This is a genomic window from Kribbella sp. NPDC048928 (genome assembly GCF_043197975.1).
In the GTDB taxonomy this organism is placed as follows: domain Bacteria; phylum Actinomycetota; class Actinomycetes; order Propionibacteriales; family Kribbellaceae; genus Kribbella.
Window position 1 is genome coordinate 26,317 of the sequence record NZ_JBICUC010000012.1, and the last position, 20,854, is coordinate 47,170.

Consider the following 20,854-nt stretch of genomic DNA (forward strand, 5'->3'; position numbering starts at 1 on the left):
TCGTCTAGACTTACAGTCGTAACAAGGCGACGCGGGGTGGAGCAGCTCGGTAGCTCGCTGGGCTCATAACCCAGAGGTCGCAGGTTCAAATCCTGCCCCCGCTACCAAAGAAGACCCGGACCATCTGGTCCGGGTCGTCGCTTTTTTGTGGAGTCAACCGCGCGTCAGAGCGTGAGGTGGACTTCGAGGCCCAGGTGGTCGGTTGCGTAGGCCGGGCCGTTCGGCAGGGCGACCTGGTCCGTGAAGGTGAGGGCGGCCGACTCGACGGTGATCGTCGAGGCCGAGAGCAGCAGGAAGTCGATGCAGTGCGGTGACCGTCCCGGGCTGAGGTAGGCCTGGTGGAGGCGGTAGTGGCGGTTCGTCGGAGACCAATCGCCATCGCGGTTGGCCAAGAGGTGCGTGTTGATGATGGTGACGTCGGCTAGGTGGGTCAGTAGAGCGCCCTTGAGCAATGCGGTCAGGCGGGTGCGCCGCGGCAGCCCGGCCGCGTCGGCGGCGGTGGGTGTCGGAAACCGGCGGTAGGTGGTGCTGGTGACGGTGCGCCGGGAGAGGGTCAGCAGACCGCCCGCTGGTCCGGACACCGATGGGCGGAAGCTGACGAACCGGTAGGACGGCATGGACCGGAGCAGCCTGCGCGGGTGGTACCAGGTGTGGACCTCCTGGAGGTTCACCACGTCCACGTTCGATGCCTCGAACTTGGCTCCGATCGCCGCGTACCTGGCACTGAGCGCGGAGCCGAGCAGTGGGACTCCTCGGGTGTTGAGCGAGGCGACTGTCAGGCTGCCCATCTCGGGCCGGTCTGGCCTGGGTTACTTGACGGCGAGTTCGCCGAGCTCGGACCACTCGTTCTGGGGGAGTTTGAAGTTGACGATGCGGGGTGTCTCGACCAGGTGGGGTGGCAGGCTTTCCTGGGCGGCCTTGAAGTGTGCGGAGGTGACGTGGTGGGTTGCGGCCTCGTCGTCGGCGAAGGCCTCAACCAGGACGTACTCGCCGGTGTCGTCGAGGGAGCGGGACCAGTCGAACCACAGGCAGCCGGGCTCCGCGCGGGTCGCGCTCGTGAAGTCGGCGGTGATGGACGCCCAGTCGTCGGCGTGCTCGGGCTTCACACGGAACTTCGCGGTGATGAAGATCATGAGGACCAACTTAGCCGCCGCCGGCGACAGTCACGGTCGCAATCTGAGATCAGCGCAGGGTGAAGCCCGTGCCCAGCGGGTCGCGTGGGTCGAGGGTGAAGGTAGCGGTCCCGGTGCGGTAGGCGTTGCCGCTGACCTCGGTGATCACGCCCTCAGGTGCCTGTGACACCACGCGGCCCAGGAAGGTCGTACCGACGATGGAGTCGTGGCGCAGCACCTGGTCCGGGCCGAGCCGGCCCTCGTCGTGCAGCAACGCGAGACGGGCCGACGTACCTGAACCGCAGGGGGAGCGGTCCGCCTCCCCGTCGGCGAAGACGGTCAGGTTGCGCTGGTGCGGGCCCTCCGCCCACGAGCCGAGGTCGTCGTACAGGATCGTGCCGTAGAGGCCGCTGAGCCGCGGATCGGTTGGATGGACCGCGACCGGGTCGAGGGCCCACTTGATCTCGCGGCCGATCGCGACCAGTTCGGCGTACGAGGCCGGTTCCACCGAGAGACCGACCGCCGACGCGGGGACCGAAGCGTAGAACGCGCCGCCGTAGCTGATGTCGGCCGTCACCTCGCCGCGAGCGGTCGGTACGCGTACCCCGCGGCTCAGCACGTACGAGGGAACGTTGCGGAAGGCAACACCGGTCTTGCTGACGCGGGCAGCCACCCGCCCGGACGGTACGTCGATGACGACCTCGCCCGCCTCGGCGCGACCGGTCTCGACGGCCCAGGTTGCCAGCGCGATCGTCCCGTGCCCGCAGGCGGTCGAGTACCCGTCCTTGTGCCAGAACACCACGCCGAAGTCGGCGCCGTCGTCGTCACCCGGTACGACGAACCCTCCGTACATGTCCGCGTGCCCGCGCGGCTCGTTCACCAGCAACTGGCGGACGGCGTCGATGCCGGGAGAGGACTGCGCCACGACCCGGCGGTCCGCGACGGACGTACCCGGGATCTCGACTGACGTCACGATCCGGAACGGCTCGCCCGCCGTGTGGTAGTCGACCACGCTGAGATCATCCACAGGACCACCCTAAACATGACGAAACCGCTGCTCCCCTCGACGGGGCAGCAGCGGTTCGAGCGACCTGAGCGGGTGCGGTCAGGCGGCTTGCAGGACGCGGTTCCGGGCGGCCCATACCGCTCGGCGCAGTTTGGCCTTGTCGGGGTAGCCGGCCTCGCGGCCGATCACGTACACGTCGTGGCTGCGCATGTTGACCATGCCGGCGACGTACCAGACCGGGCTGCCCTCGGCCAGCATGGTGACGATCATGTTCCGGGTGTCGGTGGTGATGTTCATTCTGACCCTCTCCTTTGGTCGCTCTTACTGACACGTCGAACCGGGAGGGACGGATTCGACACGCCTCGCCAAGAAACCTGCAGAGAAAAACAGAGCGCCCCGATCGAAGACCGGGGCGCTTGCCCGTGTGGGTCCCGGGGGGAGTGGGACCACCACACGTTGGGGGGGACTTTGACGTTAACCCGGCCAAGGGGTCACACCCCCTGTATTTGACCGGTGTCGAATCGTGATTTCGGATCAGCGGCCCGTACGCCGCCGGTAGAGCGACGTCGCGAGCACGATCGCAAACAGGAGCAGACCACAACACCACGCCAGAGCCAGTTGCGCGTTGTTCTCCAGCGGTGTCCCGATCAGCAGGCTGCGCACAGTCTCTATCACCAGGGTGATCGGCTGGTGTTCGCTGACCGGCCGTAGCCACGCCGGCATCGACTCCGGTCGTACGAACGCGCTGCTCAGGTACGGCAGGAACAGCATGAAGAAGCTGAGCGTGCTGGCCGACTCCACCGACTTGGCGATGACGCCGAGCGCTGCGGCGAGCCAGGAGAGCGCAACGACGTACAGCAGGAGCAGCCCGATCGCTGCGAGCCAGTCCAGTGCTCCCGCATCAGGGCGGAACCCCATGGCGACTGAAGCGAGGATGACGATCGCCGTGGATGCTGCGTTGCGCGCAACGCTCGCAACGACGTGTCCTGTGAGTACGGCGAAGCTGTGGATGGGCAGTGAGCGCAGCCGGTCGATCATGCCGCTGTTCATGTCGTCAGCGACCACCATGGCCGTCGACGAGGCGCCGTACCCGGTGGTGAGCAACAGGATCCCCGGTACGACGTAGTTGATGTACTCCGTCCCCGTATCGATGGCCCCGCCGAACACGTACACGAACAGCGCCATCATCAGCAGCGGCAACAGGATCGATGCGAAGAGCGTGTCCACGTTCCGCCGGGCCAGCCGCACGCCGCGGTCGATCATGGTCGCCACGTCCGAGCAGGCGGCGACAACTCCCTGGTGTGTCATCAGCAACCTCTCAGGCGGTCAGAGCGAGGAACACGTCGTCGAGCGTCGGTCGGTGCGAGGAGACCCGCTCCGGCTCCAGTCCGTTGTCCCGGAGTACGTCGAGGACGTGGTGCAGGTGTGTGGCCGTACCGTCCGAGGGGACGTTCAGTACGAGCTCGCTAACCACACCGTTGACCACACCGGACGCCTTCAGGACCTGTATGTCGTCAACGAAGCGCAGCTCGATCCGCTCGCCACCGAGCTGCGTCTTGAGTGCATCTGCCGTACCACTGGCCACGATCCGCCCCTGGTCCAGCAGCACTACGCGGTCCGCCAGCCGGTCCGCCTCCTCCAGGTACTGCGTGGTGAGCACGATCGTCGTACCGTCGCGGACCAGCTCGACGATCGCGTCCCACATCGCCGACCGGCTGGCCGGATCGAGTCCGGTCGTCGGCTCGTCCAGGAAGATCACTTGCGGGCGGGCGATCAGACTCATCGCCAGGTCGAGCTTGCGCCGCATGCCACCCGAGTACGTCTTCACGCGGCGGTCCATCGCCGTGCTCAGCCCGAACTGCTCCAGCAGCTCCGCCGTACGACGTCGCGCCGTCCGCCGGCCGAGGTGCATCAGACGACCGACCATGACCAGGTTCTCCTCGCCGGTCTGGTTCTCGTCGACCGCTGCGTACTGCCCGGTCAGGCTGATCGCGCCGCGGACCCGGGCCGGTTCGCGCAGTACGTCGTACCCCGCGATCGTCGCCGTACCGGAATCCGGGCGGGTCAGCGTGGTCAGGATCCGCACGATGGTGGTCTTGCCCGCACCGTTCGGACCGAGCAACGCGAGCACGGACCCCTCCGCCACGCTCAGGTCGACCCCGGCCAGGACGTCGGTCCTCCCGTACGACTTCCGCAGTCCGTTCGCCTCGACGATCATCGTCCCCTCCTACTGCGTATCGAATACGCTAAATAGCGTAACAGGTACGCAGTGCGGGTTGGCAAGCCCTAAACTGACCCGGTGGACAACAACGAGCTGCCGGCCGACGTAGCCGCGATGTGGCGGCTGCGCGAGGCGCCGCGGCGCGGGCCGAAGCCGTCGCTGACGCTCGACGACATCGTCCGGGCCGCGATCGAGATCGCCGACGCCGAGGACCTCGGCGCGGTGTCGATGGCCAAGGTCGCCGAACGGCTCGGCAACTCGACGATGGCGCTGTACCGGCACGTCAAGAACAAGGACGAGCTGCTCGTGATGATGTCGGACGCCGCGCTGGAGCGGCCCGAACCGCTGCCCGCGGGGATCGACTGGCGCGCGGGGCTGACGTTCTGGGCCGACGGCGTGCTCACGGCGATCCGCCGGCACCAGTGGTACGCGAAGGTGCCGATCTCCGGGCCGCCGGCCGGGCCGAACAACCTCGCCTGGTTCGACACGGCGCTGACCGCGCTGCAGGACACCGGCCTGCCGGAGGAGATGAAGATCGGCGTGGTGATGGGGCTCATCACCTACGTGCAGGGGGAGATTCGGCTCGGCTTCGACCTGGCCGCGGGCTATGCCGAGAACCCTGTGAGGTTCCAGCAGTTCGCCTCGACGCTGCGGAGAGTTGCGGATCCGCGGGTGTATCCGGCGGTGGCGCGGTTGGTCGACGCCGGGGTCTTCGACGTCGTCGGCGACATCGAGGAGGACAACGAGGCCGATTTCGCGTTCGGGCTCGGGCTCTACCTGGACGGGGTGGCGGCGCTCATCGACCGGGTTGGATGATCGCGTCCGCCGCCGGTGCGGTCGCCGCGATCAGGCGGGCGTTGCGTTCGTCGGAGCCGTACGTCCGTTCGTGGGCCTCTTCGGGTGATCGGCCGAATGCGCGATGCCTTGCCTCGAGCCGCTCGTGGCGCAGTTCGTCGGGCACCTCGACGTACCAGCATTGGTCGAGCAAGGTCCGTACGGCCGACCACGGCGTCTCGTCGAGGAGCAGGTAGTTGCCCTCGGTCAGGACGAGCGTGACCTCGGGAGCGACGCCGATGCTTGCGGCGATCGAGTCCTCGATGCCGCGGTCGAACCGCGGTGCCCAGATCTGCTCGTCCGGCGACTCCTTCAGCCTTCGGAGCAGAGCGACGAAACCGAATCCGTCGAACGTGTGCGGGGCGCCTTTCACGTCCGCGAGCCCGAGCTCGTCGAGCACCGACTGCGCCAGGTGGTACCCGTCCATCGGCACGAGCGCGACCCGGTACCCGTCGGCGGTCAGCTTCGCCGCCAGTTGCTCGGCGTACGTCGACTTGCCCGCCGCCGGCGCACCGGTAATGCCAAGGAGCTGCCGCCGCCCACGCGTCGCCAACTCGACGGCGCGTTCATAGGCGGCGGCTGCATCCAAGGTCTGCACGGCTGGATCATAGGTGCTGGCTGGTGGCCCCCTGCCTACTGCGGGGCACTCGGCACGGCATCTCGCACCGAGCAGCTCCTCGCTACGGCACGGGACCACCAGTCAGCACCTAAGCGAGGTGCCCGTCCGGGCGAACCAGGATCTCGTCTCCGGGCTGGGCGTGGTAGATCGCGAAGGCCTCCGGTGCGGTGATGTCGACGGTGTGCGGCTGCGATGCGGGGGTGGTCGGAGCGAACCGCAGCAGGGTCTCGTGTGGGCCGCGGAGCAGTTCGAACAGCCGGGTCTTGTTGCCCTCGGCATCAATCACGGGCGCGTCGGGGGCGCGGTCGCCGGAGACCAGCGGGCGGGTGTCCGACGGATCGCGGTACGAGATGTCCAGCTGACGGGTGTTCTCGCCGCGCTCCAGCGCCGACTCGTCGCCGTCGACGTGCTTCTGCATCAGGTCCTCGCTGATCCCGAGCACGCGCTGCGCGTTGGCCCGGCGCTCGATCTCGTACGACGCCAGCACCTCCGCACGTCCGTCGGCCAGCTTCCAGCCGAGGTTGTACGCATCCTGGACGCCGGTGTTCAGGCCCTGACCACCGGTCGGCGGGTGTACGTGGGCGGCGTCGCCGGCGATGAATACGCGCCCGACGCGGAACTTCTCGGCCAGCCGCACGTTCGGGCGCCAGACGGTCGACCAGGTCAGGTTGCGCAGCTTCGCAGTGCCTTCGCCGGCGAACTTGTCGACCAGCTCCTGCAGAGCCTCCAGCGAGGTGTCCGCGTCCTCGCCGTCGAGCGGCGCGCCGAACTGGAACTGGTCGCCCCCGGACAGCGGGGTCATCACGATCCCGGACATCGGGTTGTCCGCGGCCCCGAACCAGTGGCCGTACTCGTGGTCGACCCCGTCCGCCGCCACGTCGCCGAGCAGCATCCGGATCGACTCGTCGGTGGTTCCCACGAAGGCGATCCCGAGGTGCTTGCGAACGAAGCTGGACCCGCCGTCCGCGCCGACCAGGTAGTCGGCGGTCAAGGCCTCACCGGTCGACAGCTCGGCGGTGACCGCGTCGGCGGTCTGGGAGAAGCCGGTGATCGCGGTGCCGAGTTCGACACGGACGCCGTACTCGGCGAGCTTGTCGCGCAGGATCGCCTCGGTGCGGGACTGGCCGAGCATGCTGCCGTTCGGGTACGGGACGTCCGGAGTGGGCTCGAGGGTCGGGGCCATCCGGCGTTCGTCGACCAGTCTGCCGCCGACGTAGATCTTGATCGGTGGCATCGGATGGCCCTTCTGCAGTACCTCGTCCACGACGCCGAGGTCCTCGAAGACCTCGAGGGTGCGGGGTTGCAGGCCGTCGCCGCGCGATCCGTCGAAGAACGCGGTCGCCTTGTCGATCACCCGGACCGCGATGCCGCGCCGGGCGAGGTCGATGCCGAGGGTCAGTCCGGTCGGTCCGGCGCCCGCGATCAGGACGTTCATGGTGGTCTCCTTGACTGAATTGTGATTCACTGAATTCGGATTCAGTTTGAACGCGACTAGGGTTCGCTGTCAAGGAGGTAGTCGTGACGGACACGGTGAGCCGCCGGCAACGGGCGGCCGGGACCGAGGTGGCGCTGAAGCAGGCTGCGCGCGACGTCTTCGCCGAGCGCGGGTACCTGAACACGAAGATCACCGACATCACCGCGGCCGCGGGCCGCGCGACCGGGTCGTTCTACAACCACTTCGCGGGCAAGGAAGAACTGCTCGAGGCGCTGCTGCGCGACATGCTGGCGGAGGTGGACGAGACGGTCGTCGACGACGCCGGGCACGACGCCGACTTCAGTAAACGGTCAGCGATCCGCTGGCACGTGGAGGCGTTCTGGCGGTTCTACCAGACGCATCTGGCGGAGATGATCGCGGTGAAGCAGGCCTCGCTGGCCGATCCCGAGCTGGGCCGGCGACTGCAGCAGATCATGGCGGACGACGACCAGCACATGATCGAGCACTTCGCCCACCTGCCGAACCCGCCGGCCGATCCGCTGGTCGCGATCTCCGCGATGAACGCCTTGATGGAGGGTTTCGCCTACACCTGGCTCGTCGTCAATCCGTCCAACGGCCGAACCATCACCGACGAGTCGGCCATCGACACCCTCACCGACCTCCTCCACCACGGCCTGGCGGGGTAGGACGGATCGCCAGGCCATCACAATCGCGTGGTGGTTGCCCGCGGCAGGCGTGGACCGAGCCGCGCGGAGCCGTTGTGATGGCGTGGAGATCCGGACCCCAGCCACTCACCAACCTGGTTTGCCCGGACGCTCGCTGCCGAGACAGGCGTCGCGAGCCGCTGTTGGTGAGTGGGGGACGTCCGGTGTGGTTGGTGAGTGGGGCGAGTCCGTCGGTCGTTGGTGAGTGGACGGGGATGGCGTCAGTCCTCGGGTGGGGACTCGGCGCCTTCGCGTTCGTCGCGGTCGGCCCATTCGAGCAGGGTGTCGAGCGAGTAGACGTTCTGGTCGATGGTGGCGTGCAGGTCGCCCAGGTCGGCAAAGCGGGCCGGGACGGTGGCGATCGTGAAGTCCTTCGGGTTCACGTCGTCGACCTCGTCCCAACGGATCGGGGTGGACACGGTGCCTTCGGGGTTGCCGCGCACCGAGTACGCCGCGGCGATCGTGTGGTCGCGCGCGTTCTGGTTGAAGTCCACGAAGACCAGTCGAGGATCGCGGTCCTTGCGCCACCACGTGGTCGTCACGTCGTCCGGCGCGCGCCGCTCCACCTCGCGCGCGAACGCGAGGGCGGCACGTCGTACGTCGGTGAAGCCGTACGTCGGCTCGACGCGGACGTAGACGTGCAGGCCGCTGCCACCGGACGTCTTCGGATAGCCGACCGCACCGAGCTCGTCGAGCATCTCGTGGACGAGGTTCGCGACCCGGCGTACCCGGTCGAACGGACAGTCGGGCATCGGGTCGAGGTCGATGCGCCACTCGTCGGGCTTCTCGGTGTCGGCGCGCCGTGAGTTCCAGGGGTGGAACTCGACCGTCGACATCTGCACCGCCCAGGCGACGTGCGCGAGCTCGGTCACGCAGAGCTCGTCGGCGGTCCGGTTGTACCGCGGGAACGTGACGCGGACGGTCTCCATCCACGGTGGCGCCCCGTTCGGCAGCCGCTTCTGGTGCACCTTCTCGCCCGCAACGCCTTCCGGGAACCGATGCAGCATGCACGGCCGCTCCCGCAGGGCGTTCACGATCCCGTCCCCGACGGACAGGTAGTACTTGACCAGGTCCAGCTTGGTCTCACCGCGGGCAGGGAAGTAGACGCGGTCCGGATTCGAGATCCGCACCGTACGATCCCCGACCTCCAACTCGATCGCCGGAGACTTCCCCTTGGACGCGGCCATGAAGCCAACTTAGGGCATGGGGGACAAACGGCGTCAGGCCAGGCGGGTGAGCCAGCCGCGGGGGTCGGGGGTGCGGCCGTACTGGAGGTCGAGGAGGGTGCTGCGGATCTTGGCGGTGACCGGGCCGACGCCGTACCCGACGGAGTGGTCGCCGATGGTGAGATCGCCGTCGGGCCAGGCGAGGCGGCCGATCGGGGTGATGACCGCGGCCGTACCGGAGGCGAAGACCTCGGTGATCTCGCCGGAGCGGACGCCGTCGCGGCACTCGTCGGCGGAGATCCGGCGTTCCTCGACCGGGTGGCCGAGGTCGGCGGCGAGCTCCAGGACCGAGGCGCGGGTGACGCCCTCGAGGATCGAGCCCGACAACTCCGGAGTCGCGATCCGGCCGTCGGCGTACACGAAGAACATGTTCATGCTGCCGATCTCCTCGAGCCACTTGTGCTCGGCGGCATCGACGAACGCGACCTGCTCGCAGCCGTTCGCGACCGCCTCGGCGAGGCCGGCCAGGCTGGACGCGTAGTTGCCACCGCACTTGGCCGCGCCCGTGCCGCCCGGCGTGGCGCGGATCGTGGAGGTGGTCAGCCAGATGGAGACCGGCTTCGGGCCGGTGTTGAAGTAAGGACCGGCGGGAGAGGCGATGACTCCGAACAGCACCTCATGGGAGGGCCGCACGGCCAGGGCGGCTTCAGTGGCGATCATGTACGGCCGCAGGTACAGGCTGGTCTCGCCGTCCTCGGCCGACGGCACCCAGGCCTCGTCAACAGTCACCAGCGCTCGCAGCGCTGCGACGAACTCGTCCTCGGGCACCTGTGGCAGGGCGAGCCGGGCCGCACTCGCAGTGAACCGCGCCGCGTTCCGGTCCGGGCGGAAGGCCCACACCGAGCCGTCGGCGTGCCGATACGCCTTGAGACCCTCGAAGATCTCCTGCGAGTAGTGGAAGACAGCTGCGGCAGGGCTGAGTGACAGCGGTGCGTACGCCGTGACCTTCGCGTCGTGCCAGCCGCGGTCCACCGACCAGTTGGCAACCACCATGTGATCTGTGAAGGACTGGCCGAACGCGGGGTCCTTGAGCACGGCGCCGCGAGTCTCTGCGCTGGCCGGGTCGCTCCGCAGCTCCACTGCGAAGTCCCATGCGTCTGTCACTACCGTCGCCTGCTGTTCACCTGTCACTCGCCGCACGCTACCCCTGCTCTCACCTTTGGCTCGACCCGCCGCCCACACTCCGGCCACTCCGGTACGTCGGGTGTGCCAGCAGTCGCCGTAGCTCGGCTGCACCGGGCTCCGTCTGCACGTGGCGCAGCACTCGATCGGCGGCGTCGTACACCAACAGGTCGTGCCACTCGTCCGGCAGCTCCACCAGGACGCGCAGGGACATGGCGATGCCGGCGGCCACTTCACCCGCGATCGTCAGGCACTCGGCCAGGGACAGGTCCAGTAGTGCGCGATCACCGACCCAGCTGTCCGGGCAGAGCTCCCTGGCGCGCTCCAGCAGCACGCAGCCCGCGACGCCGTACCCGAGCAGGGTGCACATGCGGCCCTCCGCCCAGTGCAGCTGGTACGTCGGGGCTTGCAGCAGCTCGTCACCGATACCGATCAGCTCCTGCAATGCGCGCTGGGCCTCCTGGCTCCGGCCGCGCTCGGCCAGCACCAGTGCTCGTGCTGCGCGCGGCAGATAGCTCTGCCGGTCGAGGCTGATCGCGTCGTCGGCCAGCTCCAGCAACTCCGGGAGCGGGCGCCGCTCGGCCAGCCCGATGATCGCCTCGCGCGCGCGGACCGTCGCCCCCGCACCGACGCTGTCCGCCGCCGCTCGTGCGGCCCACCACCAACGCCTCGCGGTGCTTGTCTCGCCCAGTCGCGTCAGGATCTCTGCGATCAGAACGCTCAGCTCGGCCGCCTCCGGGGGCGCGGCGCCGTGCAGTTGACTCACCACAGTCGGCAGCAGGGCCGCCGGAGGCACCGTGCGGAACTCACTGCACAGCTGATCCGTGGCCACGGCATCGAGCGTGCCGACCAGTCCTCGCCACGCAGCCTCCATCGGGTCGGGCTCCGGGCGTACCTGGCCCGTGCGGGCGGGCCTTCGCTCGAACGTGGCAGTCAGCCGGCCGTCAGTGCCGAGCTCGGTGTCGCAGAGCCGCGCCAGGTCCGCAGAGCCCGGCCGCTGCCCACGCTCCACCTGCGACAGGTAGCTGTGGTCGTACCCGACGCGGGTTGCCAGTTGCCGCAGGCTCAGGCCGACCGCCTGCCTGGACTGTCGCAGCAAGGGACCAAAAGAAGTCACAGGACCACCCCGTTCGCGCTTCGAGCTCATGTGGTGCGTGCCGGACAAGTTACAAGCCCTCGCCGACAAAACCGTGTAAAACAAGGACATGTGGGCTGTGGGCTGTTCCCACAGCCCACAGCCCACACCTGTTGTCCGCAGTGTGTTCTGGGCAGTCTGGAGAGGTGAACCCGCTGCAGCCCCAGGCCCGCCTCTTCCGTCTGGTCCGCCACACCAACCCCACCGCGATCCTCGCCGAGGGTGTGGAGTGGTCCGACGGCACTGTCGCGCTCCGCTGGCGCGGCCCCTGGTCCAGTACGTCGACCTGGGACTGTGTCGGCTCCGTCCTGGCGATGCACGGGACCGGCGGTCGCACCCAGGTCCACTGGTTCCCCGTCGTGCCCGCCACCCGCAGCAGCACGATCACCCAACAACCAGTGAGCCCACCGAGTCCACCGAGTCCACCGAGTCCACCGAGCCCAGCGGGTCCAGCCGGTCCACCGAGCCCGCACAGCAACGTGCCCGTGTGGCTGCCGGCCCCCGGGGTCGACGGACTGTGCTCCCGCTGCGGCCGGCCATGGCCATGTCTCAGCTGCGGTCCGTGACCGGAGCGCGAGGGGTTCTGCCCGAGTGAGTCCGACTGTGACGCGGGTCACTCTGTCAGCTGGATTGCATGGAGCTACTCAGCTGTTGTGAGTTTCATCGTGCAACTCAGGGACGTTCCCGGAAGGAACCCGGCATGACCACCAGCACTCTCGAACTGACGACGGCGCGCTCACCTCGCCCCTTGAGCCGGCGGGCCAGTTTCTGGACGGCTGCCGCGGTTGCAGGCATCAGCCTGTGGACCAGCGCGGCGCCGACGACGACGTACCCGCTGTATGCCTCGACCTGGCACCTGACTCCCACCGCGACCACGGCGATCTTCGCCGTGTACCCGGTGGTCCTGGTCGCCTTCCTGCTGCTCTTCGGGCAACTGTCCGACTACATCGGCCGCCGTGCGGCGATGTTGTACGGCGTCGGTGGCCTGCTCGCCGGCGTCCTCCTGTTCGCGATCGCACCGTCGGTCGGCTGGGTGTATGCGGGGCGTGCGCTGATGGGGGCGGGCGTCGGTCTTGCGCTGACTCCGGCCACGGCCGCGGTGGTCGAGTTCAGCGCACGTGGGAAGGCGGCGCGAGCCTCGTCCATCACGACCGCGGCGACGGCGGCCGGTCTGGCGCTCGCGACGATCGTCGGAGGCGGACTGATCGAGTACGCACCGGCGCCGCTGCACCTGGACTTCTGGGTGCTGCTGGCAGCCGTCGCCGTCATCTTCGGCTTCGTCCGGCGGATGCCGCGGCACACCAAGGACGAGAGCCAGGGTCACTGGCGACCGCGCCCGATCACCGTGGCCAAGGGCATTCGCCTGCTGTACGTCGCGTCCGCCGTCGCGGTGACCGCCGCGTACGCGTTCGGGTCGGTCTTCCTCGCCCTCGGCGCGCAGGTTGCGCGCCAGTTGATCGGCACCGAGAACATCTTCGTCATCGGCCTGATCCTCGCGATCATGTCTGTCACGATCGGCCTCACCGCGATCGTGGGTCGCCGGTTCGCACCCGGATGGCTGGTTACCGTGGGGGCAGTCGCGACGCTGGTCGACGTGGCGTTCCTCGAGACCTCGGCGCGGACGCACTCGCTGCCGCTGTTCATGGTCACCACGGTGCTGGGCGGCGTCAGCTACGGCCTGCTCTTCTCCGGTGGCCTGGGTCTGATCACCACCCACGCGCCGGCTCACCACCGCGGCGGCACGGTCGCAGCCGTGTACCTCGTCGCGTACGTCCTGCAGGGTGCGATCGCGGTGACACTCGGCCTGATCGCGACGGCCTCCGGTCTCGGTACGGCGTTGCTCGTCGGCGTGATCGTGATCGGTAGCCTGGCGCTGCTCGTCATCGCCGCGTCCACAGCCCTGGCGGCGCAGAACCGACGTCGGCAGGTGGAGGAAGCGCGATGATCACCAAGACCGGGACCTCGCCGAACTGCTCGATCGCCCGCACCCTGGACCTGGTCAGCGACCGCTGGTCGTTCATGGTCCTGCGCGAGGCGCACCTCGGGACGACCCGGTTCGCGGACTTCCGCGACTTCCTGCACATCGCGCCGAACATCCTGACGAACCGCCTGGCAACACTGGTCGACGCCGGCCTCCTGGAGAAGCGGGAGTATCAAGAGGCCGGTGAGCGGACGCGGTCGTCGTACCACCTGACGGCGGCCGGGGCGGATCTCAAACTCGTACTGGCGGCCTTGCAGCAGTGGGGCGATGTACACCGGCCCCGCGAGGACGGGCCGACCGTGCTTCGGCGGGACACCCGGTCCGGGCGTCTGGTCAATGTCGGTTTCGTCGACGAGGACGGTGACGAGGTCTCCGAGGACGATGTGGTCTTCGAACCCGTCGCCGGCAGCCCGGCAGATCGCAGCACCTGGCGCTGACACCGGTCGCAACACGGCGCCACGACCGCAGGCCGGATACCCGACACCGTCGGGTATCCGCCGCCGCGATGCGTTGACCGCTAGTTATGGAGCTTCTTTACTAAATAGCTATGCGACGGCTTGCGATCGTTCTCGGGGTTCTGCTCACCGGTCTGGCGCTTCCGGCTCAGGCGGCGCCGGACTCGGCGGAGCATGCGCTGGTCGGGTACCTGCACGCCAGTTTCGCGAACGGATCCGGGTACGTGCGGATGGCCGACGTACCGGACGAGTGGGACATCATCGACCTCGCGTTCGGTGAACCGACATCGGTGACCTCGGGGGACATCAGGTTCACCAGATGCCCGGCGAGCGAGTGCCCGAACGTGGAGAGCGACGACGAGTTCGTCAGCGCGATCCGCGCGAAGCAGGCGGCCGGCAAGAAGGTGCTGCTCTCGATCGGCGGGCAGAACGGTCAGGTCCAGCTGACCACGACGGCGGCGCGGGATGCGTTCGTCAGCTCGGTCGGCGGGATCATCGACAAGTACGGGCTGGACGGGCTCGACGTGGACTTCGAGGGACACTCGCTCTACCTCGATGCGGGCGACACCGACTTCCGCAATCCGACCACGCCGGTGATCGTGAATCTGATCTCGGCGTTGCAGAGCCTCAAGGCGAAGTACGGCGACAAGTTCGTCCTGACGATGGCACCGGAGACGTTCTTCGTGCAGGTCGGGTACCAGTTCTACGGCGGGTCGAACGACAATCGCGCCGGGTCGTACCTGCCGGTGATCGATGCCGTACGGGACTTCCTGACGATGCTGCACGTCCAGGACTACAACTCCGGTCCCGTGATGGGGCTCGACAACCAGTACCACACGATGGGCGGCGCGGACTTCCACATCGCGATGACCGACATGGTCAAGGCCGGGTTCCCGGTGGGGAACACCGGTCAGACGTTCCCGGGGCTGCGCGACGACCAGATCGGTCTCGGGCTCCCGGCAGCAGTCAGCGCGGGCAACGGCTACACCGCCCCGGCAGCCGTACACGAGGCGCTCGACTGCTTGGTGAAGGGCCAGAGTTGCGGCGGCTACAGCCTCCGCGGCGGCGCTTCGCCGGGGTTCCGCGGTCTGATGACGTGGTCGATCAACTGGGACCACTACTACAACTGGGAGTTCCAGAACAGCCACGCGCCGTACCTCGACGCCCTGCCATAACCGCCCGTGGGCCCGGTTCGCGCCTCCGCCCCACGCGAACCGGGCCCCGAACCCGTGCGATCACGGATCCCGTTTTGTAGGCATCCGCTGGTATGAAAGAGGCATGACAGCGTCAACGACCCGTGCGGTGATCCTCACCGTGGACGACGATCCCGGTGTTTCCCGGTCAATCGCCCGTGACCTCCGCCGTCGGTACGGCGAGGAGAACCGCATCGTCCGGGCGGAGAATCCGGCGCAGGCGCTCGACGCGCTGAAGGAGCTCAAGCTCCGCGGCGAACCCGTCGCCCTGCTGCTGGCGGACTACCGGATGCCCCAGATGTCCGGCATCGAGTTCCTCGAGGCCGCGATGGACCTGTTCCCGCTCGCCCGGCGCGTGCTGCTGACGGCGTACGCCGACACCGATGCGGCGATCCAGGCGATCAACGTGGTCGACCTCGACCACTACCTGCTGAAGCCGTGGAACCCGCCGGAGGAGAAGCTGTACCCGGTGGTCGACGCGATGCTGGACCTGTGGAGGTCGACCCCGGAGCAGTCCGGCGACGAGACGCGGGTGATCGGCCACCGCTGGTCGGCGCCGTCGTTCACGGCCCGCGACTTCTTGGCCCGCAATGCCGTGCCGTACCGCTGGCTGAACGTCGACGACGAAGAGGCCAAACGGCTCCTGGACGCGGCCGGCGTCGACGGCTCGTCGCTGCCGGTCGTGATCACTCCCGACGCCACCGTGATGATCGCGCCGACCGAGGCCGAGCTGGCCGAAAAGGTCGGTCTGTCCACGGCGCCGGCGAAGGACTTCTACGACCTGGTCGTGGTCGGCGGCGGCCCGGCCGGGCTCGGCGCCGCGGTGTACGGCGCCAGCGAGGGCCTGCGGACCGTGCTCGTCGAGCAGCTCGCGACCGGCGGTCAGGCCGGCCAGTCGAGCCGCATCGAGAACTACCTCGGCTTCCCGGATGGAGTGTCCGGGGCACAGCTGACGGAACGGGCGCGCCGGCAGGCGGTTCGGTTCGGAGCGGAGCTGCTCACGACCCGTCAGGTGGTCGGCCTCGAGAAGCTCGGCAACGCCCGGCAGTTGCGGTTCTCGGACGGGAGTGAGATCTCGACGCACTCGGTGATCCTGGCGACCGGCGTCTCGTACCGGACGCTCCAGGCGCCCGGCGTCGACGAGTTGTCCGGCCGCGGGATCTTCTACGGCTCGGCCACCACCGAGGGTCCGGCCTGCGCCGAGGCCGAGGTGTTCATCATCGGCGGCGCGAACTCCGCCGGTCAGGCAGCGGTCTATTTCTCCGGGTATGCCAAACGCGTGCATATGCTGGTACGAGGACCATCGCTCACCGCGACGATGTCGTCGTACCTCATCGACCAGATCGATGCGATCGACAACATCGAGGTGCACACCTGCACGCAGGTCGTTTCCTGTACGGGCTCGGAGCACCTGGAACGTCTCACCCTGCTGAACAGCGAGACCGGGGAGAAGCGTGAGGTGGACACGGAATGGATGTTCGTGTTCATCGGCGCCGCCCCGCGGACGGACTGGCTGCCCGGTGACCTGCTCCGCGACGACCGGGGATTCGTCCTCACCGGTCCCGATCTGCACGGCCGGCCCACCGGCTGGCCGTTGGAGCGGGAGCCCTACCACCTCGAAACGAGCATGCCCGGCGTGTTCGCGGCAGGCGACGTCCGGGCCGAGTCGGTGAAGCGGGTCGCGTCGGCGGTCGGCGACGGAGCGATGGCCGTGACACTGGTGCACCGATACCTGGAGATGCTCTGATGACTGACCATGCCGAAGAGGCTGCAGGGGCCGTAGAGGCTGGGGAGCCGCGGCGGCTGACTCCTGACGAGTTGCGCACGCTGTTCCTCTTCGAGAGCCTCAGCGACGAGCAGTTGCAGTGGCTCTCCGAGGCGGGGTACGTCGAGGAGGTCCACGAGGGGACCGTCTTCAACGAAGGCGACGAGGCCACCTGCTGCTACGTGCTGCTGTCCGGTGAGCTGCGTCTGTGCAAGCTGTCGCACGGTGAGCTGATCGAGATCAACCGGACCTCCCAGCGCGGTGTGTACTCGGGGGCGTTCAACGCGTTCTTCGGCGCCGCCGAGACGAAGTCGTACACCGCGACCATGCAGGTCACGCAGCCGTCGGAGTTCTTCCTGGTCAGCGCCGAGACGATGGCGACGATGATGAACACCTGGTTCCCGATGGCAGTGCACCTGATCGAGGGCTTCGTGATGGGCGCCCGCCGGACCAGCGAGACGGTCGGCGAGCGGGAGCGGTTGCTCGCCCTCGGGTCGTTGTCCGCGGGTCTGACCCACGAGCTGAACAACCCGGCCGCGGCGGCGGTCCGGGCGGCGGCGTCGCTGCGGCAGCGCGTCTCGGGCATGCGGTCGAAGCTGGCGATGCTCGCGGACGGCACGCTCGACGCGACCAAGCTGCACCAGATCGTCGCGCTGCAGGACGACGCAGTCGAGCGGCTGGAGAAGAACAAGGACAAGGACATCCCGCCGATGGAGTTGTCCGATCGTGAGGATCTGCTGACCGACTGGCTGGACGACCACGACGTCCAGGCCAGCTGGGACGTGGCGCCCGTACTGGCACAGGCCGGCCTGGACGTGCCGTGGATGGACGAGGTGCTGACGGCCGTCGGTCCGAAGTACCTCGAGGGCGCCGTACGGTGGCTGATGTACACGATCGACACCGAGTCGCTGATGAACGAGATCGACGACTCGGTCACCCGGATCTCGACCCTCGTTGGTGCCGCCAAGCAGTACTCGCAGATCGACCGGGCGCCGTACCAGACCGTCGATCTGCGCGAGCTGCTGAAGTCGACGCTGGTGATGATGTCCGGGAAGCTGCAGGGGTACGAGATCGTCAAGGACTTCGACCCCGAGCTGCCGGCGATCCCGGCGTACGCGGCCGAGCTCAACCAGGTGTGGACGAACATCATCGACAATGCGGTGAGTGCGATGGGTGGTTCCGGGACGCTGACGCTGCGCACCCGGCGGGACGGTGCTTATGCGGTCGTCGAGATCGGCGACACCGGACCGGGCATTCCCGAGGAGATCCGGCGGCGGATCTTCGAGCCGTTCTTCACCACCAAGCCGATCGGCGAGGGCACCGGCCTCGGCCTGGACATCTCCTGGCGGATCGTGGTCAAGAAGCACCACGGCGACCTACGGGTCGAGTCCGAGCCGGGCCGTACGACCTTCAAGATCGTCCTCCCCCTCGAGCCCGAACGCGAACTGGAGGCCGACCCCACCCTCCTTGCCTAGCAGGTGTTCCGCGGGTAGAGCTGCTCGTCGAGTGCCTCGGGACGGTTGCGAGCCTCGATGGACTGCAGGGTTTCGCCTTGGCGCCAGAGGGCCTGGGCGATCTCGGCGTACGGGCGGACTGCGGTCGGGGTCCAGGTCCGAGGTTTCCAGAGGCGGGCGCGGGCGAGGGACTTCGGGCAGTGGAAGAAGACCTCTTCGACGTTGACGACGAGGGCCAGCGATGGTCGATGCGAGCGGACGGTCATCGCGTCGAAGAACGGGCCGTCGGTGACGATGCGGGCGCGGCCGTTGACCCGGAGGGTTTCGGGACGTCCGGGGATCACGAAGAGCAGGCCGGCGTGCGGGTTCTCCAGGATGTTGCGGAAACCGTCCATCCGGCGGTTGCCCGAACGTTCCGGGACGGCGAGTGTGGCGTCGTCCAGCGCCTGTACGAAGCCTGGTGGATCGCCTTTCGGGGAGACGTCGCAGCGGCCGTCGAGTGATGAGGTGGCGACGAAGATCAGCGGCGTACCCTCGATCCACTCCCGATGGACGTCGCGCAATCGGGCCTCGACCTTGTCGCGGGGTATCGGATCCGGCGTACCGAACCGCTCGAGCTCGTCCACACTGTGTACTCCGGGCAGCTCGTCCCACCTGGTCACTGCATGCCTCCTTCTCAGGCCAGTACGTCGGGACTAAGACGTACCGGTGCCGTCAGGTGTGACAAGCAGCCTCGCGGTGAGGAAGGAGAGGATCTCGTCGCGGGCCTGGACCGTGGGGTGGCCTGCCTCGTTGACGAAATGGGCTGTGACCACGCTGTGCGCGGTCTGCACGACGTCGCGGAAGAACGGTGGTGGGTCGGGGTTCGCGGCGTCGGCGGGGAGTACGTGTCCGAGGAAGGCGTCGCCGAGGAGGCGTTGGTAGGCGGCGAAGCGTTGGGCGGTGCACCAGCGGTCGCCTTGGAATCGGTACGCGAGTACCTGCAGGTCGTCGCGGCGGAACCGTTCGGCAAGCGCGTCGGCATCGGCGGGGGAGAGTTCGAGTTCGCCTGGGGCGTCCAGGGGAAGTGACGGGTGGTTGACGACGGGCGCGATCACCGCCGGCTCCAGCGCCATCGTGAGCGCGAAGTTGCCGGTGAAGCACAAGCCGATCGCGCCGACGCCTGGTCCGCCTGCCTCGGCGAGTGCGATGCGAGCCAGGCCGCGCAGCCAGCTGCTGATCGGACTGGTCCCACCGCCGGCGAATGCGCTGAACTCGGCGCTCACACACGCTCGGCGGACGATCTTCTGGCCTTCCTCGGCCGTCGGATAGGCACCGTCCACCCCAAACAACGACGGTACGAACACGGTGAAGCCGGCGTCGCGCACCCAGCGCGCGAGCCGGGCCACGTCCGGGCTGATCCCCGGCATCTCCGGCATGACCACGACGGCCGGTCCGGAGCCGCTGACATGCACCGTCTTCGCAACCCCCTCCACCTCGACAACGCGGTGCTGAAAGTCGGTGAGGGAGTCGTCGCGGGCTGGGCTCATTGTCCGAGGATGTCTGGTGAGTGGCTTGGTCGACTACTGGCGGTATCGCCAAGGGAATGGTTAATCTCGCCAGATGGTTCCGCTGCGGGTTTCGGTTCTCGGCTATCCGGGGTGTTTTGCTTCGGAGGTGCACGGGGTGCCCGATCTGCTGACGATGGCGACACGAGTGGCCGAGGTACGGGGAACGGTTGAGCCGACGTACGACGTACGGATCGTGTCGCCGCGCCGTCGGGTGCTTGCCTCCGGAGACGTCAAAATCGGTGTCGGGCCGTTGCGGCCGGCGGACGTGCTGGTCGTGCCCGGGTTCGAGATCGGTCCGGCGGTTGATGTCGACGCCGTACTGTCCCGACTCGGTCCGGAGCTCGCGGCGATCCGTGCGCACGCGGCCGGGGGTGGGGCGGTCGTTTCGATCTGCATCGGCGCATTTCTGCTGGCCGAGGCGGGTGTGTTGGACGGGCGTACTGCCACGACCTCCTGGTTGTTCGCCGACCTGTTGGCGCGCCGGTACCCGGCGGTCGACGTGCGTGCCGATCAACTGGTTGTCACCGATCGGGGTGTGACCACGGCTGCCGCGTTCAGTGCGATGTACGACTTCGCGCTCACCCTGATCCGTCGGCACAGCGGTGAGTCCGTCGCACGGGCCACCGCGCGGATCGCGTTGGTTGACGACGCTCGGACGTCGCAGGCACCGTACGTCGACCAGTCGGTGCTTCCGGCCGGTGGATCGACGTTCGCGGACGACGTGAAGCGCTGGCTGGATCAGCATCTCGATGCCGCGTACGACCTCGAGCAACTGGCGACTGAGCTTCATGTGAGTTCGAGGACTCTGCTCCGGCGGTTTGGTGATGCAACCGGCGCTACGCCGCTCGAGTATTTGCAGGCGGCTCGGGTGCGGCGCGCTGAACGGTTGCTCGAGACGACCGGGCGGACTGTGGCCCGGATTGCTGGTGAGGTGGGGTATCGGGATCCGGCGTCGTTCAGCCGCCTGTTCCGGCGGCATACCGGGAAGGCGCCGGGGGAGTACCGCTCGCAGTTCCGGCGTCCAGCGGCGAGCGGTGCGTGA

The 20,854-nt window shown here is 68.1% G+C and carries 21 protein-coding genes and 1 tRNA gene; 9 read left to right on the plus strand and 13 right to left on the minus strand.

The window, feature by feature from the left end; genetic code table 11:
• The first annotated feature begins 30 nt into the window (after window positions 1-30).
• Window positions 31-107, plus strand: a tRNA-Met gene (locus ACGFI6_RS38415).
• A 57-nt stretch (window positions 108-164) separates the two neighbouring features.
• On the opposite strand, the gene ACGFI6_RS38420 is transcribed toward ACGFI6_RS38415, so the two are convergent.
• The 6 genes from ACGFI6_RS38420 to ACGFI6_RS38445 all read right to left on the minus strand — a co-directional run bounded on the left by ACGFI6_RS38420 (window position 165) and on the right by ACGFI6_RS38445 (window position 4,336).
• A complete protein-coding gene (locus ACGFI6_RS38420; RefSeq protein ID WP_393127582.1) occupies window positions 165-788 on the minus strand; it encodes an endonuclease/exonuclease/phosphatase family protein in 624 nt (207 codons plus the stop codon).
• 21 nt (window positions 789-809) lie between these two features.
• Complete coding sequence (locus ACGFI6_RS38425; protein ID WP_393127583.1) at window positions 810-1,133, minus strand: putative quinol monooxygenase; 324 nt, start codon at window positions 1,131-1,133, stop codon at window positions 810-812.
• 49 nt (window positions 1,134-1,182) lie between these two features.
• Window positions 1,183-2,139, minus strand: a complete 957-nt coding sequence (locus tag ACGFI6_RS38430; protein ID WP_393127584.1) for a proline racemase family protein — start codon at window positions 2,137-2,139, stop codon at window positions 1,183-1,185.
• A 78-nt stretch (window positions 2,140-2,217) separates the two neighbouring features.
• Window positions 2,218-2,415: a hypothetical protein gene (locus ACGFI6_RS38435; RefSeq protein ID WP_393127585.1), complete on the minus strand. Its 198-nt coding sequence runs from the start codon at window positions 2,413-2,415 to the stop codon at window positions 2,218-2,220.
• Between the two features lie 237 nt (window positions 2,416-2,652).
• On the minus strand, window positions 2,653-3,426 hold the full coding sequence (locus ACGFI6_RS38440) for an ABC transporter permease (protein ID WP_393127586.1): 774 nt from the start codon (window positions 3,424-3,426) through the stop codon (window positions 2,653-2,655).
• A 10-nt stretch (window positions 3,427-3,436) separates the two neighbouring features.
• Window positions 3,437-4,336, minus strand: a complete 900-nt coding sequence (locus ACGFI6_RS38445) for an ATP-binding cassette domain-containing protein (RefSeq protein ID WP_393127587.1) — start codon at window positions 4,334-4,336, stop codon at window positions 3,437-3,439.
• A gap of 81 nt (window positions 4,337-4,417) precedes the next feature.
• Here ACGFI6_RS38445 and ACGFI6_RS38450 point away from each other — a divergent pair, with 81 nt between their 5' ends.
• Window positions 4,418-5,155: a TetR/AcrR family transcriptional regulator gene (locus tag ACGFI6_RS38450; RefSeq protein WP_393127588.1), complete on the plus strand. Its 738-nt coding sequence runs from the start codon at window positions 4,418-4,420 to the stop codon at window positions 5,153-5,155.
• Here the strand turns inward: ACGFI6_RS38450 and ACGFI6_RS38455 are convergent.
• Both ACGFI6_RS38455 and ACGFI6_RS38460 read right to left on the minus strand, forming a co-directional pair.
• Window positions 5,136-5,771 carry a nucleoside/nucleotide kinase family protein gene (locus ACGFI6_RS38455; RefSeq protein WP_393127589.1) on the minus strand — a complete coding sequence of 212 codons (636 nt, stop codon included), beginning with the start codon at window positions 5,769-5,771 and terminating at the stop codon, window positions 5,136-5,138. The genes ACGFI6_RS38450 and ACGFI6_RS38455 overlap by 20 nt on opposite strands.
• Before the next feature lie 109 nt (window positions 5,772-5,880).
• A complete protein-coding gene (locus tag ACGFI6_RS38460; RefSeq protein ID WP_393127590.1) occupies window positions 5,881-7,227 on the minus strand; it encodes an FAD-dependent monooxygenase in 1,347 nt (448 codons plus the stop codon).
• A gap of 83 nt (window positions 7,228-7,310) precedes the next feature.
• Between ACGFI6_RS38460 and ACGFI6_RS38465 the strand changes: the two genes are divergently transcribed.
• On the plus strand, window positions 7,311-7,913 hold the full coding sequence (locus ACGFI6_RS38465) for a TetR/AcrR family transcriptional regulator (RefSeq protein ID WP_393127591.1): 603 nt from the start codon (window positions 7,311-7,313) through the stop codon (window positions 7,911-7,913).
• 239 nt (window positions 7,914-8,152) lie between these two features.
• On the opposite strand, the gene ligD is transcribed toward ACGFI6_RS38465, so the two are convergent.
• The 3 genes from ligD to ACGFI6_RS38480 are packed head-to-tail and all read right to left on the minus strand — an operon-like array spanning window position 8,153 to window position 11,396.
• Window positions 8,153-9,118 (minus strand): non-homologous end-joining DNA ligase, encoded by a 966-nt coding sequence (gene ligD, locus ACGFI6_RS38470; protein WP_393127592.1) that lies wholly within the window; start codon window positions 9,116-9,118, stop codon window positions 8,153-8,155.
• Window positions 9,119-9,151: 33 nt separating this feature from the next.
• Window positions 9,152-10,261, minus strand: a complete 1,110-nt coding sequence (locus ACGFI6_RS38475) for a branched-chain amino acid aminotransferase (RefSeq protein ID WP_393127593.1) — start codon at window positions 10,259-10,261, stop codon at window positions 9,152-9,154.
• 49 nt (window positions 10,262-10,310) lie between these two features.
• On the minus strand, window positions 10,311-11,396 hold the full coding sequence (locus tag ACGFI6_RS38480; RefSeq protein WP_393127594.1) for a helix-turn-helix domain-containing protein: 1,086 nt from the start codon (window positions 11,394-11,396) through the stop codon (window positions 10,311-10,313).
• Window positions 11,397-12,114: 718 nt separating this feature from the next.
• On the opposite strand from ACGFI6_RS38480, the gene ACGFI6_RS38485 reads away from it, so the two are divergent.
• The 5 genes from ACGFI6_RS38485 (at window position 12,115) to ACGFI6_RS38505 (ending at window position 18,283) form a co-directional block, all read left to right on the plus strand.
• Window positions 12,115-13,359: an MFS transporter gene (locus ACGFI6_RS38485; protein WP_393127595.1), complete on the plus strand. Its 1,245-nt coding sequence runs from the start codon at window positions 12,115-12,117 to the stop codon at window positions 13,357-13,359.
• Window positions 13,356-13,832, plus strand: a complete 477-nt coding sequence (locus ACGFI6_RS38490; protein ID WP_393127596.1) for a winged helix-turn-helix transcriptional regulator — start codon at window positions 13,356-13,358, stop codon at window positions 13,830-13,832. The genes ACGFI6_RS38485 and ACGFI6_RS38490 overlap by 4 nt, the downstream gene beginning before the upstream one ends.
• A gap of 110 nt (window positions 13,833-13,942) precedes the next feature.
• Window positions 13,943-15,025 (plus strand): chitinase, encoded by a 1,083-nt coding sequence (locus ACGFI6_RS38495; RefSeq protein ID WP_393127597.1) that lies wholly within the window; start codon window positions 13,943-13,945, stop codon window positions 15,023-15,025.
• A gap of 103 nt (window positions 15,026-15,128) precedes the next feature.
• Entirely contained in the window at window positions 15,129-16,790 is a 1,662-nt protein-coding gene (locus ACGFI6_RS38500; RefSeq protein WP_393127598.1) for an FAD-dependent oxidoreductase, read from the plus strand.
• Window positions 16,790-18,283: an ATP-binding protein gene (locus tag ACGFI6_RS38505; RefSeq protein WP_393127599.1), complete on the plus strand. Its 1,494-nt coding sequence runs from the start codon at window positions 16,790-16,792 to the stop codon at window positions 18,281-18,283. The genes ACGFI6_RS38500 and ACGFI6_RS38505 overlap by 1 nt, the downstream gene beginning before the upstream one ends.
• Here ACGFI6_RS38505 and ACGFI6_RS38510 read toward each other — a convergent pair.
• Both ACGFI6_RS38510 and ACGFI6_RS38515 read right to left on the minus strand, forming a co-directional pair.
• Window positions 18,280-18,924, minus strand: coding sequence for an MSMEG_1061 family FMN-dependent PPOX-type flavoprotein (locus ACGFI6_RS38510; protein WP_393127600.1), 645 nt, complete (start codon window positions 18,922-18,924; stop codon window positions 18,280-18,282). The genes ACGFI6_RS38505 and ACGFI6_RS38510 overlap by 4 nt on opposite strands.
• A 33-nt stretch (window positions 18,925-18,957) precedes the next feature.
• Window positions 18,958-19,791: a dienelactone hydrolase family protein gene (locus tag ACGFI6_RS38515; RefSeq protein WP_393127601.1), complete on the minus strand. Its 834-nt coding sequence runs from the start codon at window positions 19,789-19,791 to the stop codon at window positions 18,958-18,960.
• 136 nt (window positions 19,792-19,927) lie between these two features.
• On the opposite strand from ACGFI6_RS38515, the gene ACGFI6_RS38520 reads away from it, so the two are divergent.
• On the plus strand, window positions 19,928-20,854 hold the full coding sequence (locus ACGFI6_RS38520) for a GlxA family transcriptional regulator (protein WP_393127602.1): 927 nt from the start codon (window positions 19,928-19,930) through the stop codon (window positions 20,852-20,854).

What these genes read in the sequence shown, in the direction of transcription:
- ACGFI6_RS38420 (WP_393127582.1), bottom strand. Translation starts at nt 788, where the DNA reads ATGGGCAGCCTGACAGTCGCCTCGCTCAACACCCGAGGAGTCCCACTG.
- ACGFI6_RS38425 (WP_393127583.1), bottom strand. Translation starts at nt 1,133, where the DNA reads ATGATCTTCATCACCGCGAAGTTCCGTGTGAAGCCCGAGCACGCCGAC.
- ACGFI6_RS38435 (WP_393127585.1), bottom strand. Translation starts at nt 2,415, where the DNA reads ATGAACATCACCACCGACACCCGGAACATGATCGTCACCATGCTGGCC.
- ACGFI6_RS38440 (WP_393127586.1), bottom strand. Translation starts at nt 3,426, where the DNA reads ATGACACACCAGGGAGTTGTCGCCGCCTGCTCGGACGTGGCGACCATG.
- ACGFI6_RS38445 (WP_393127587.1), bottom strand. Translation starts at nt 4,336, where the DNA reads ATGATCGTCGAGGCGAACGGACTGCGGAAGTCGTACGGGAGGACCGAC.
- ACGFI6_RS38460 (WP_393127590.1), bottom strand. Translation starts at nt 7,227, where the DNA reads ATGAACGTCCTGATCGCGGGCGCCGGACCGACCGGACTGACCCTCGGC.
- ligD (WP_393127592.1), bottom strand. Translation starts at nt 9,118, where the DNA reads ATGGCCGCGTCCAAGGGGAAGTCTCCGGCGATCGAGTTGGAGGTCGGG.
- ACGFI6_RS38485 (WP_393127595.1), top strand. Translation starts at nt 12,115, where the DNA reads ATGACCACCAGCACTCTCGAACTGACGACGGCGCGCTCACCTCGCCCC.
- ACGFI6_RS38490 (WP_393127596.1), top strand. Translation starts at nt 13,356, where the DNA reads ATGATCACCAAGACCGGGACCTCGCCGAACTGCTCGATCGCCCGCACC.
- ACGFI6_RS38495 (WP_393127597.1), top strand. Translation starts at nt 13,943, where the DNA reads ATGCGACGGCTTGCGATCGTTCTCGGGGTTCTGCTCACCGGTCTGGCG.
- ACGFI6_RS38500 (WP_393127598.1), top strand. Translation starts at nt 15,129, where the DNA reads ATGACAGCGTCAACGACCCGTGCGGTGATCCTCACCGTGGACGACGAT.
- ACGFI6_RS38505 (WP_393127599.1), top strand. Translation starts at nt 16,790, where the DNA reads ATGACTGACCATGCCGAAGAGGCTGCAGGGGCCGTAGAGGCTGGGGAG.
- ACGFI6_RS38515 (WP_393127601.1), bottom strand. Translation starts at nt 19,791, where the DNA reads ATGAGCCCAGCCCGCGACGACTCCCTCACCGACTTTCAGCACCGCGTT.